Source organism: Comamonas sp. C24C (genome assembly GCF_053345995.1).
The window spans coordinates 278,044-290,516 of the sequence record NZ_JBKFBC010000004.1 but is presented as its reverse complement, the minus strand read 5'-3'; the positions used below and the strand labels follow the sequence as shown (position 1 = coordinate 290,516).

Sequence of the window (12,473 nt, the reverse complement as noted above, 5' to 3'; positions counted from 1 at the left end):
CGGGCAGCAAGCTGCCGGCACGCAGACGGGAGTGAACCCATGAAAGTGAATGCAAACCCCATGCCCCGGCGTGCGCTGCAGGCCGTGGCCTGCGCCGCGCTGCTGGCGCTGGCCGGTTGCGCCAGCATGGCGCCGGTCTATGAACGCCCGGCCCTGCCGGTGCAGCCCAGCGTGGGCGGCCAGGTGGGAGACAACGGTAACGTCATCGGCAGTGGTGCTGCGGGTGGTGCGCAGGAGCAAGCCGCCGCACTGGCCGCACTGCAGTGGCAGCAGGTCTTTACCGACCCGCGGCTGCAGCAGGTGATCGACGCCGCGCTGGCCAACAGCCGGGACCTGCGGGTGAGCCTGCTGAATGTGGAAAAGGCCCAGGCCCAGTACCGCATCCAGTCGGCCAGCCTGTTCCCCAGCGTGGCGGCCAGCGCCAGCCAGACCAATGCGCGCAGCGCGGTGGTGGCCGGCGGTGAGGCGCAGGCCCAGACCAGCCGCAGCGGCGGTCTGAGCGTGGGCTTTACCAGCTGGGAGCTGGACCTGTTCGGCCGCGTGCGCAGCCTGAAGGACGAGGCGCTGGAGAACTACCTGTCCCTGGCCCAGACCGGGCGCAGCACCCGCATCAGCCTGATCGCCCAGGTGGCGAGCAACTGGCTGAATGTGGGCGCCTACGGCCAGCGCCTGGAGCTGGCCCGCGAGACCCTGGCCAGCCAGCGCAAGACGCTGGAGCTGACGCAGGCCAAGCACCAGTTTGGCGTGGCCTCCGCCGTGGATGTGAGCCAGGTGCAGACCAGCGTGGAAAGCGCCCGCGCCGATGTGGCCAGCTACACCACGGCGCTGGAGCAGGCGCGCCATGCGCTGGACCTGGCCGTGGGCTCGCACGTGGCCGATGCGCTGCTGCCGCGCACCACCAGCACCGGTGATGTGGCGCTGGCGCGCCTGCCCGATGCGCTGTCGTCCGAAGTGCTGCTGCAGCGCCCGGATGTGATGGCGGCCGAACATGCCCTGAAAGCCGCCAACGCCGACATCGGCGCGGCGCGCGCGGCCTTCTTCCCCAAGGTGTCGCTGTCGGCATCGACAGGCTATGGCAGCGACACCTTGGGCAATCTGTTTGATGCCGGCACGCGCACCTGGTCGTTCGTGCCCAGCATCTCGCTGCCCATCTTCAATGCGGGATCGCTCAAGGCCTCGCTGGATGTGGCACAGATCCAGAAGAACATCTATGTGGCGCAGTACGAAAAAAGCATCCAGAGCGCCTTCGGTGAAGTGGCCGACGCGCTGAGCGCACGCCGCCATATGGCGGAGCAACTGGATGCGCAGCAGGCCCTGGTGCAAGCCGCGCAGACCAACTACGACCTGTCCGATGCGCGCTGGCGCAACGGCGTCAACAGCTACCTGCAGGCGCTGGATGCCCAGCGTTCGCTCTACAGTGCACGCCAGTCGCTGATCAGCCTGCAGCTCAGCGATCTTGTCAACCGAGCAACCCTTTACAAGGTTCTCGGCGGAGCGTAAGGAGACCTCAATGCAATCAAATTTTACGGATGACTAAATGCGCTATTTAGTTATCGAAGTCGCCCTTGCCCGGTTGAATCGCACCGGGTTTCGCGGAGGCCGTTTGGTTTAAGTCAGGCCACCAATGCTGTGCTCTGACTGGCGAGTTGCCGGCAGTAGTTTGCCTCGGCTTCTGCTGGCGATATATATACGATGGGTTCGAGCAGGCGGTGGTGATTGAACCACGACAACCATTCGAGTGTCGCGAACTCTACGGCCTCCTTTGTCTTCCAGAGAGCTCGGCGGTGAATCAACTCTGCCTTGTAGAGCCCGTTGATGGTTTCATGCTCTCAGCTAGAGCGTTGTCTTCGGCGCGATGGACTCGATGGCTGCCCACAGCGATGGGTATTTCCGACGATGCTCCCGCACTATCCTCATGGCACGCTCACGGATTCCAGGCGAAAATTTGTTCGACTCCTTCATGGCTCAATCCTCTCAGAGTGTTGAGCCTCCTCCAAAGTCGGGGCGGTTCACTTTTGAGTGCTGAAGGCAACTCAGGGAGGCGTCAAACGATCGACGATGCGAACCAGATCCGCCAGGGTCCTCACCTGCAACTTGCGCATCGCTTGGGCACGGCGAACCTTGATGGTGATCTCGCTTACACCCAACTCAGCAGCGACTTGCTTGTTCAGCAATCCGGCGGTCACGCCACGTACCACGTCCTGCTCACCGGGCGAGAGACTGTCCCACTGGGCCTGCAACGATTGTTCAATCTGGAGGCGAGCTTTGCGAGCGCGGTCCAGTGCAATGCCCTGCTGTATGGCATCCAGCAGCTCCTGATCACGAAATGGCTTGGTCAGAAACTCGATGGCGCCACCCTTCATGGCTTGCACGCTCATCGGAATATCGCCATGGCCGGTGACAAAGATCACTGGCAGTTCCAGGCCCAGGTCTTGCATCTGCCGCTGGAACTCCAGGCCGCTTTGCCCCGGCATGCGAATGTCCAGGACCAGGCAGGAGGGCAGATCATGGCTGATGCTGTGCCAGTGTTCGTTGAACTCGGCAGTGGAGCCGAAACCTTGTACCGCCAACCCGACAGAGGCGAGTAGATCCTCAATGGCGGCGCGCACAGAGCTATCGTCGTCGACCACATAGACCATGGCAGCAGGCGCAGAGTGTGAAGGGGTGCTGCTCATGGGCGGGAGTCCTTGGCTGCTGGCAGGCTGATATGAAACTGTGTGCCGGGCAGGCCGTGGTCGCGAGGTTCTGCCCAGATGCGGCCTCCATGGGCTTCGACCATGTTGCGGCTGATGGTCAGTCCCAGTCCCATGCCGTGCGATTTGGTGGTCCAGAATGCATCGAACAAATGGGCCTGGACAGCGGGTGATAGGCCGCAGCCACAGTCGGTCAGCGTCAGCTGTAACTGCTCCTCACCGAGGCGGCGTGCTGTGATGGTGATTTCAGGCTGCCGGTGGTCGGTAGCGATGGCGTCGATGGCATTGAGCAGCAAATTGCCCACCACCTGCTGAATCTGGATGCGATCGGCCCAGGCATCGGGCAGGTTGGGGGCAAAGTCCCACCGCACGGTAATGCCGCGTTGCTCCAGGGCTCCCCGTGATAGCACCACCATTTCGCGCACGGCATCCTTCAGCACAAAGCGCTGGTGCTGCGGGGCCTCACCAGCAGCCATGCCGCGGATGCGGGTGATGACATTGCTGGCGCGTTCGGCATCGGCCAGTATTCGCAACAGGGCCTGGTTGGCCTTTTCCAACTGGGGAGGTTGCTGGCCCAGCCAGCGCTGGCCGGCTTGGCTACTGGTGACAATGGCTGCCAGAGGTTGGTTGACTTCGTGGGCAATGGAGGCCGTCAATTCCCCCAGGCTGGTGGCGCGCACAATTTGCAGCAACTGGGCCTGAGCGGCATGGGCAGCGGCCTGGGCAGCCACCATCTTCAGTCCGAGGTAGGCGGTGATGGCAATGGCCAGAATGCTGATGCCGGTGTTGACCAAACCCACCTGATACATCCCATCGTGTGTGAGTGCAAAACTGATCAGGGTCAGCACAATGCACAGCGCTGTCAGCGCAATGACGGTACGTGGGTGAAACCAGCGCACGGCCATCAAGATGACGGCGGTGTAGAAAACAGCAGCTGCCACTGCATATTCAGTCATGGTGTCTGCCACAAAAATGGAAACCATGACCAACCCCAGCACCAAGGCAATCAGGCTGCGACGTAGCGAAAGGGAAGTAGACGATCGGGAAGTCATCGAGGCAGGCGATGCGGCAGGGCACGAAAGGCGTACATAGCGTATATGGTAGAGGAGACCAAGTCGTAAGCTGCTACGAATAATGCATCTGCTTGAACAGCCTGGGTGCAGAGGGCCTGTGCATTACAAGCCCACTGCAATCGCAATATGCCCGCCTTGGCTTATTGCCAGCCAAATCTGCGGATGTAGTAGCGTTTGACCACGGTAGTCAATGTGGCGTAGCCCAGCAAGATGACCACGAGGAAGGGCCAGTACATCGGTGGCAGTGCTTCCATCTTGAAGTAACCGGCCAGCGGTCCCATGGGCACGAATACGCCGATGGCCATGATGGCTGCAGTGGCCAGCAGCAGCGGCCAGGCGGCACGGCTTTCAATGAAGGGTAGATGAGGGGTACGGATCATGTGCACGATCAGGGTCTGGGTCAACAGACCAACCACGAACCACCCAGACTGGAACAGCGTTTGCTGTTCTGGCGTATTGGCCTGGAAGATCCACCACATCATGCCGAAGCACAGAATGTCGAACAGTGAGCTCAGCGGGCCAAAGCACAGCATGAAGCGTCCTATGTCCTGAGGGTTCCAGGTCAGAGGCTGGCGCACCAGATCGGCGTCTACCTTGTCAAAAGGAATGGCGATTTGGGAGATGTCGTATAGCAGGTTCTGCACCAAAAGCTGCAGAGGCAGCATGGGCAGGAATGGCAGGAACACCGAAGCCACCAATACCGAGAACACATTGCCGAAATTGGAGCTGGCCGTCATGCGGATGTACTTGAGCACATTGCAAAAGGTCCGGCGGCCTTCGACCACACCCTGCTCCAGCACCATCAGGCTTTTTTCCAGCAAGATGATGTCGGCGGCTTCCTTGGCGATGTCTACAGCGCTGTCCACGCTAATGCCGATGTCGGCCGCGCGCAGTGCGGGAGCATCATTGATGCCGTCGCCCATGAATCCCACCACCCGGCCTTGGGCGCGCAGTGCATGGACAATCCGCTCCTTGTGAAGCGGGGTGAGGCGGGCGAACAGGCGGTGCTGTTGCACGGTGCTGGCCAGTGCGGAATCGCTCATGCGATCCAGTTGCGGCCCGGTCACGGGCTTGCCCACATGCAGGCCCACATGCTCACAGACCCGCGCTGCGACCAGGTCGTTATCCCCGGTCAGCACCTTGACATCGACACAGTGTTCGGCAAGTGCTCGTAGCGCCGGCGCAGTGGACTCCTTGGGCGGGTCGAGGAAAGCGATATAACCCACCAGGGTCAGCTCGGTTTCGTCGGCCACACTGTAGCTGTAGCTGGACACGGGGCTGGCCGGCAGTTGACGGCTGGCTACGGCCACCACGCGCAGGCCCTGGGCGTTCAGCCCTTCGGTGACTGCTCGCACGCGAACCAGCATGGCGCTGTCCAGCGGCACCGTGGCATCGCCGTTGCGTACCTGGGTGCATACGGCCAGCATTTCCTCGACCGCGCCTTTGCACACCAGCAGGGTGCCACCTAGGTCGTCGTCAGGGTGCAGGAGCACGGACATGCGCCGTCGTTCGAAATCGAAGGGGATCTCATCAATCTTCTGCCAGTTTTGCGTAAGTCTGGATTCCGGGTGCTGGTCCATGTGTTCGATGACGGCGCGGTCCAGCAGGTTCTTCAGCCCTGTCTGGTGGTAGCTGTTGAGCCATGCCAGCTGCAGCGTCTCGCGCGACTCGTTGCCGAACACGTCGGTGTGGCGTTCCAGCGCGATCCGGTCCTGAGTCAGCGTGCCGGTCTTGTCGGTGCACAACACATCCATGGCGCCGAAATTCTGGATGGCATCCAGTCGTTTGACGATGACTTTCTGTCGCGAGAGCACCACCGCACCTTTGGCCAGGGTGGAGGTGACGATCATGGGCAGCATCTCCGGTGTCAGGCCAACGGCCACGGACAGGGCAAACAAGAATGCCTCCATCCAGTCGCCCTTGGTAATGCCGTTGAGAAGCAGCACCAGCGGCACCATGACCAGGGCAAAGCGGATCAGCAGCCAGGAGACGCTGTTGACTCCGGCCTGGAAGGAGGTGGGGGCGCGGTCGGTGGCAATGGCGCGGTGGGCCACTTGACCGAAGTAGGTCTGGTTGCCAGTGGTGACGACCACGGCTGTGGCCACGCCGGAGACCACGTTGGTCCCCATGAACAGCAGGTTGGATTGCTCCAGAATGCCATTGGAGAGGTGCTGTCGCTCGGTGAACTTCTCCACCGGTAGAGATTCACCCGTCATGGCCGCCTGGGCTACAAACAGGTCCTTGGCCGTCAGCACGCGGCAGTCGGCGGGCACCATATCGCCGGCAGAAAGCCAGATATGGTCACCGGGTACCAGTTCGCGCATAGCGACTTCGCGTCGGATCTGGGGGCTGCGCGAGTTGATGCGCGCATTGACGTCGCTCTTGGCGAGCTCGGCAGCCTTGGCGTCCACGTCGCGGCGAATCACCGTGGCGGTGCTGCTCACCATGGCCTTGAGCTGCTCGGCACTGCGCTGTGAGCGGCCCTCCTGCACAAAACGGATGACCGTGGACAGCAAGACCATGGTGCCAATGATCACGGTGGCCTGAATGTCTTCGGTGGCCCAGGAGACGATGGCCAGCAGCGTCAGCAGCACATTGAAGGGGTTGCGGTAGCACTGCCACAGGTGTTGCCACCAGGGGAGCGGCTTTTCGTGGTCGACCTCGTTGGGTCCGGTGCGATGCAGGCGCTCTGCCGCTTCCGTGTCGCTCAGCCCATCCTCATGGGACTGCAGCCGTACCAATGCGCCAGGTATGTCGTCGCAGGCCGCGCGCCACAGGGCGCGGGTCAGATGTTCCGGGACGGAGCCCGGAGCGATCGGCTTGCCACCAGTGCCGTGCTCTATGCCCGGCAGTGCGCTGCGGCGGAACAGTCTCAGGTTGCGGCGGCGGCGCAGGAACTGTCCAAACCATGCAGTGAAGAAATCCAAAATTCGCTCCTCAGGTGGTTTCCATGCCTCAGAGAGAGGGGCGCTGCCCCACACTCAACTGCAACTCGACCGTGGCAGTCGCCAGATCAGCCTGGGCCTGCAGATAGTCTTGGTAGGCTTCGTCGGCAGAGCGCTGAGCCGACAGCAGTTCCAGCAGTGAGGCCGCACCCTGGCGGTAGGACAGACGCATGCCCTCCAGCACCTTTTGCGCATCGGCCAACACTCCGTCGCGGTAGCGTTTCACAACGTCGCGTGCAGCCAGGAAGCGAAACTGCGCGGCGCGTACTTCGGCCTCGGACTTATTGCGGGCATGATCAAGTTCTAGCATGGCCTGGGTCACTTCGGCTTCGGCCTGGATCAAGGTTCCCCTGTTCAGCCGTGAGAATGGCAGCGGCACGCTGATCCCTAGTTTGAGCATTCGCGAGCGCATGCTCGCGTCATAAGGCTCTCCTTCCCCACCTATACCCGCCGCGTGGCCGGGCGTGCGCCCAACGCCGACCGACACCGTGGGATTGACCCAGCGCTCGGCCTGCGCCAGATCGGCCTTGTCGCGAGCATTGGCCAGGGTAGCTTCGGCGATGCGAATGTCATCGCGCGCACGCATGGCCTTTGGCAGCAGGGTTTGCAGGTCATCGCCCTGGGAGAACTGTCTGAAGTCGCAAAACAGTGATGCTTCGCCCGGTCCGGTGCCCAGCACTTCGGCCAGACGTCCTCCCAGCGGTACCGACAGGGCCAACATGGCTGCCTGGGCATCTGCACGGGCGGAGGTCACGTCGGCGGCGAACTGATTGCGTTCCACACGTGATTGCAGCAGCTCGATGCCACCTACGTCTCCGGCTTTGCGCCGTACCTCGTTGGCTTGCACCACAGCGCTCAACGCCTTCAGCGTCTGCTCCTTGCGCACCAGCACTTCTCGGGTGCGGCAAGCCTCGGTGAAGGCAGTGGCTGCAGTGTTGAACAGCGCGTTGCGGAAGCCTTTGACCTCCGCCTTCTTCAGCCGTACCTCGCTCTTGGCCGTGCGAATGCGCGCGTCTCGCTTGCCCCCGGTCTCCACTTCCCAACTGAGGGTGGGCGTAAAGGTAGAAGGGCGGGGTTCACCAGTGTGCACGCGCTCACGTTCCCATTCCATGGATAGCTCGGGGTCGGGTCGCAGGCCGGCAATGCCGACCTGGGCCTTCGCGGCGGTAATGGTGGTTTTCTGGGCTTTGAGTTCCAGACTGTGGGACTCCACAGCCCGCAGGTAGTCGGAAAAGTGCACGGACTTCTGGGGCTGGACATCTGACGTCGCATCCGCCGATGCGGTGAGCGGTGCTTGGGCTGATCCCGCGGCGGTCAACGGCCCGGCCAGTGCGGCTGTGGTGTAGACCAGGCTCAGGCTGCCAAGGGCCAGTCGCACGGCTTGGGAGAGGGAGGAGTAGAAAAAGACAATACGCATGAGATTCCTCGCAGCAGGCCTCAACGGCCGGTGTGGGTTTGCTCTGGATGGTCTGCTTCGGCAGGTTCGTCCAGCAGGTTCCAGTCGATGTCGCCGCGGAGCGCTGCGCGGGCTGCTTGGCGCTGGGTCCGACGCTGCTTCCAGGCTTCGACCGCGTAATAGATCGCGGGCAGCAGAAGCAAGGTCAGCGCGGTGGCACTGATCAGACCACTCACCACTACGGTGGCTAGCGGGCGCTGCACATCGCTGCCCAGATCGGTGGCGAGCATGGCCGGCATCAGGCCGAAGGCGGCCACGCTGGCGGTCATAAGCACGGGGCGCATGCGGCTGGTGGCACCCTCGATCACCGCTTCGCGTAGTGCCAGTCCGGTTTCCTGGCGCAGGCGGTTGATCTGCGACACCAGCAGCACACCCGAGAGCACGGCCACACCGAACAAGGCGATAAAGCCCACGGAACTGGAGACATTGAGCGTCATGCCGCGCAGGTGCAGGCCGGCCAGGCCACCAATCATGGCCAGTGGCACCGTGGCCAGCACCATCAGTGGTTGACGAAAGTTGCCGAAAGCACCGAACAGCAGAACCAACATCAGGCCCAGCGTCAGGGGCAGAATCAGTGCCATCCTGGCCTCGGCACGCTGCAGGTTTTCGAACTGGCCACCCCATTCAAGCCGGATGTGTTGTGGGTCGAACTGGAGGCTGCGGTCGAGGGTGGCCCGGGCTTCGTCCAGAAAGCTGGCCAGGTCGCGGCCACGGACGTTGAGCTTGACCAGGATGTGGCGCTCGCCGCCTTCGCGCACGATAACGCTCTGGCCTTGAGTGGTGGATATGCGTGCCACGTCGGCCAGAGGTACCTGAGCACCGTTGGACGAGCTTAGGCGCAGTTGGGAGATGGCGTCGATGTTGTTCCGTGCCGCTGGCGCGAAGCGCACGGCGATGTCGTAGTTCTTTTCTCCCACATACAGATCGCCAATGCTGGCGCCGCCGATACCGGTGGCGATCAGTTGGGCCACGTCGGCCGCGTTGACTCCCATCCGGGCGGCTGCAGCACGGTCCAGTTCTATGCGCAGATTGGGTAGTGGTGGCTCGATGTCCACGGCGACATCGACGGCACCGTGCACGGTTTTCAGTAGGGCAGCCACTTCGTTGGCCACGCGGCGATCGTTTTCCAGATCGTCACCAAAGACTTTGAGCGTCAGGTCGCTATGGGCGCCGGAGAGCTTGTCCTGCACGCCGTCGATCATGGGCTGCATAAAGCCGATGCTGTAGCCCGGCATGCGGGCAAAGCGTGCCTCCATGTGGCTGATCAGCTCCTGCTTGGTCCAGCCGGACTTCCAGCTCTTGTAAGGGTGCAGGCCTACGCTGGCTTCAATGTGAGAAGGAGTCCAATAGTCGGTTCCGTCGTCATTGCGCCCGGTCTGGGTGACCACATAGGACACCTCGGGGAACTCGCGCGCGGCACTGCGCAGTTCGTCCGCCATTTGCTGGGCCTTGCCCAGCGTGATGCCGGGGGGCAGTTGCACCTGCAGCCAGATCGATCCTTCGTCCAGGTAGGGCAAAAAGTCACGGCCTATGGTGGCGCCCAGCCCTGCCAATGTCAGCAAGGCCATGCACAATGTGGCTACCCACCAGCGGCCTCGGCCAACGACCCGCTGCAGAAACAGGCCATAACGTGTTTCCATGGTGTGCAGTACCGGGTTGTGGAAGATCTTGCGAGGATGGCGAAAGGCCAGCCAGGCCAATGCCGGCGTCAGCAACAGGGCCACCGCCAGCGCAGCGGCCAGGGCGGCGGCCACGGCACTGGCCATCGGGGAGAACAGCTTGTACTCGATGCGCTCGAAGGCGAACAGCGGCAGATAGGCTGTCGCGATCACGCACATACCAAAAAAGATGGGGCGAGCTACCTGCAAGGTGGCCACTACCGCTTGGCGCGGTGATAGCGGCCGACCGGCGCGTTGCTCACGCTGGCGCAGCATGCCCTCGACCACCACCACGGCACCGTCCACCAGAATGCCGAAGTCGATCGCGCCCAGAGATAGCAAATTGGCGGGAATGCGGGCGTGATGCATGAAGGCGAAGGCCAGCAGCAGCGACATGGGAATGGTCAGTGCGACGATCAATGCGGCGCGAGGGCTGCCCAGGAACAGCAGCAGCACCAGGGTGACGACCACCAGGCCTTCGATCAGGGTGTGGCCTACGGTGTCTATGGTGCGATCGATCAGTGTGCTGCGATCCAGGTAGGGGACGACCTTGACATCCTTGGGCAGCAGTCGGTTGTTGAGTTCATCGACGGCGGCGTGGATGGCTTGTAGTGCCTGGGACGGGTTGGTGTCCTTGAGCAAAAGCACAATACCGCTTACCGCGTCGCTGTCGTCGTCCTTGCCAAGCACGCCGCGGCGCTCAACGTCTCCATACACCAAGCGGCCCAGATCTTTGACCAGCACTGGCACACCATCCTTGTTGGTTTTGACAACCACATGGCCCATGTCTTCCAGCGAACGCAGCAGGCCTACACCACGAATTACGTAGGAGACTTCGCCTCGGTCGAGCACGCTGCCGCCACCGCTGGCGTTGTTTGCATTGATGGCCTCCACGACCTCGGCCAGCGTCACGCCGTACTGCAACAGGTGCTGTGGGTCCAGCTCCAACATGTACTGCGTGGTCAGTCCACCGAAGTTGGTCACATCCACCACGCCGGCTGCTTTCCTCAGCCTTGGTATTACGGTCCAGGTCTGTAATTCGGACAGCTCGCGCAGACTGCGGGAGGGGCTTTGCAGCGTGTAACGATAGACCTCACCGGTCGGCGAGCTGTATGGGTCCAGTTCCGCCTTGGCCTCGTAGGGCAGTTTGACCTCGTTGATGCGCTCCTGCAGGCGCTGGCGAGCCCAGTAGCCGTCCACGCCGTCTTCAAACACCACAGTGATCAGCGACAGTGCAAACAGGCTGCGCGATCGCAGCACGTGCATGCCTGGTGTGGTCAGCAGGGCGCGCTCCAACGGTATGGTGATCTGTTGTTCGATTTCCTCGGCAGCCAGCCCCGGTACCTGGACCACGATTTGGGATGTGGTGTCGGCAATGTCGGGATAGGCCTCGATGGGTAGTTGCTTCCAGCTGAATGCGCCATACAGGGCGGCAAAGGCGAATACCAGCCAGACTAGGTTGCGCCGCTGAAAGCACAGGGTGACCAAGCGTTCAATCATGGAGGAACACTCCTCCGTTGACGACCACGCGCTCGCCCGCCTTCAGACCTTCGCTGATTTCCACCTGCTGGTTCTGTTGGGAGCCCACTTGCACATCACGTTGCTCGAACTGGCCGGTAGACTGCTCGACAAATACACGGGTACCCACGCTGCTTTGCAGCAGGGCAGAAGCGGGAACCACGGTCGCCTGGCGGACAGGGCCATCAAATCGGACCTGGGCAAACATACCGGGGAGCAAGCGGCCATCCCGGTTGTCCACCGCCATGCGTACTTTCACACTGCGGGTTTCGAGATCCAGCAATTCGCCGACATAGCGCACTTTGCCCAGCAGAGTCTGGTTCGGGTAGGCGTTGAGAACGATATGAGCGTTCTGCCCCACTTTGATGTTGCCCAGATCCCGCTCAGGCACACTGGCACTGAGCCAGACGGTGGACAGGTCCGCCACGGTCATCACGGATTCGTTGATGTCGTTCCAGTAGCCACCTTGTGCGCCGTTCATCTCCACCACGCGGCCATTGATGGGTGAACGCAGCACATAGCTGCCACGGCCACTGCTCTTGGAGGGGGCGCCGATTTGTGCGAGATGATCCGTCACCGCAGCCACATCCGCCCGTGCCGTGGCCAGTTCCCGCTCGGCGGCTTCATAGTCCTTGCGTGCGGCAATCTCGGCCTTTAGCAGCATCTTTTGACGATCGGCTTCGCGTTGGGCATGGACCAGCGCAGCCTGGGCCTTAGCTTGGTCGGCTCGCAGATTGGCCATATCGGCCGAGTCCATGGTGAATAGCGGATCACCTGTGCGCACGGTATCGCCCAGTGCTCGATGGATTTGAACCAGCCGTCCGGCCAACGGAGGTGCCAGCTTCACCAGCTTTTCGGGTGCGGCCTCGATACTGGCTGGGGCGGTCACGGGAGTGGATAGCTCGACGTTGCCAACGACTTCCACCTGCAGCTTGTTCAGCAGAGGCGAGTCCAAGGGAACCTCGATAACGTTGCCCTGGCGGCGCAACACCAGCGCGTCAGCGGTCCGGGTGTCGGTAGAGGCGGCATTGGGGTGGCAGGCGCTGAGCAGGCTGCACACGAGCAGGGCGGTGCCGGGCCGCAGTATGGCGGCCATATGGAAAGTCATGGGAGTTCCTCGCGGGAGAAGA

Annotated in this window: 7 protein-coding genes and 1 pseudogene; 1 reads left to right on the top strand and 7 read right to left on the bottom strand. The window is 62.2% G+C overall.

Annotated features, from left to right (window positions below):
• Window positions 1-39 precede the first annotated feature (39 nt).
• Window positions 40-1,500, top strand: coding sequence for an efflux transporter outer membrane subunit (locus ACLBXN_RS10105; RefSeq protein ID WP_447612030.1), 1,461 nt, complete (start codon window positions 40-42; stop codon window positions 1,498-1,500).
• A 113-nt stretch (window positions 1,501-1,613) separates the two neighbouring features.
• Here the strand turns inward: ACLBXN_RS10105 and ACLBXN_RS10100 are convergent.
• The 7 genes and pseudogenes from ACLBXN_RS10100 to ACLBXN_RS10070 all read right to left on the bottom strand — a co-directional run.
• Window positions 1,614-1,823, bottom strand: a pseudogene (locus ACLBXN_RS10100) (IS3 family transposase); the annotation flags it as partial.
• Between the two features lie 210 nt (window positions 1,824-2,033).
• Window positions 2,034-2,675, bottom strand: coding sequence for a response regulator transcription factor (locus tag ACLBXN_RS10095; RefSeq protein ID WP_447612029.1), 642 nt, complete (start codon window positions 2,673-2,675; stop codon window positions 2,034-2,036).
• Window positions 2,672-3,745, bottom strand: coding sequence for a sensor histidine kinase (locus ACLBXN_RS10090; protein WP_447612028.1), 1,074 nt, complete (start codon window positions 3,743-3,745; stop codon window positions 2,672-2,674). The genes ACLBXN_RS10095 and ACLBXN_RS10090 overlap by 4 nt, the downstream gene beginning before the upstream one ends.
• Window positions 3,746-3,906: 161 nt before the next feature.
• Window positions 3,907-6,693 (bottom strand): magnesium-translocating P-type ATPase, encoded by a 2,787-nt coding sequence (mgtA, locus tag ACLBXN_RS10085; protein ID WP_447612027.1) that lies wholly within the window; start codon window positions 6,691-6,693, stop codon window positions 3,907-3,909.
• A 28-nt stretch (window positions 6,694-6,721) separates the two neighbouring features.
• Entirely contained in the window at window positions 6,722-8,128 is a 1,407-nt protein-coding gene (locus ACLBXN_RS10080) for a TolC family protein (protein ID WP_447612026.1), read from the bottom strand.
• 20 nt (window positions 8,129-8,148) lie between these two features.
• Entirely contained in the window at window positions 8,149-11,325 is a 3,177-nt protein-coding gene (locus ACLBXN_RS10075; protein ID WP_447612025.1) for an efflux RND transporter permease subunit, read from the bottom strand.
• Window positions 11,318-12,451, bottom strand: a complete 1,134-nt coding sequence (locus tag ACLBXN_RS10070; RefSeq protein WP_447612024.1) for an efflux RND transporter periplasmic adaptor subunit — start codon at window positions 12,449-12,451, stop codon at window positions 11,318-11,320. The genes ACLBXN_RS10075 and ACLBXN_RS10070 overlap by 8 nt, the downstream gene beginning before the upstream one ends.
• Between the last annotated feature and the right edge of the window lie 22 nt (window positions 12,452-12,473).

Excerpts from the sequence above, each read along its gene's own strand:
- ACLBXN_RS10105 (WP_447612030.1), top strand. The coding sequence starts at position 40 with ATGAAAGTGAATGCAAACCCCATGCCCCGGCGTGCGCTGCAGGCCGTG.
- ACLBXN_RS10095 (WP_447612029.1), bottom strand. The coding sequence starts at position 2,675 with ATGAGCAGCACCCCTTCACACTCTGCGCCTGCTGCCATGGTCTATGTG.
- ACLBXN_RS10090 (WP_447612028.1), bottom strand. The coding sequence starts at position 3,745 with ATGACTTCCCGATCGTCTACTTCCCTTTCGCTACGTCGCAGCCTGATT.
- ACLBXN_RS10080 (WP_447612026.1), bottom strand. The coding sequence starts at position 8,128 with ATGCGTATTGTCTTTTTCTACTCCTCCCTCTCCCAAGCCGTGCGACTG.
- ACLBXN_RS10075 (WP_447612025.1), bottom strand. The coding sequence starts at position 11,325 with ATGATTGAACGCTTGGTCACCCTGTGCTTTCAGCGGCGCAACCTAGTC.
- ACLBXN_RS10070 (WP_447612024.1), bottom strand. The coding sequence starts at position 12,451 with ATGACTTTCCATATGGCCGCCATACTGCGGCCCGGCACCGCCCTGCTC.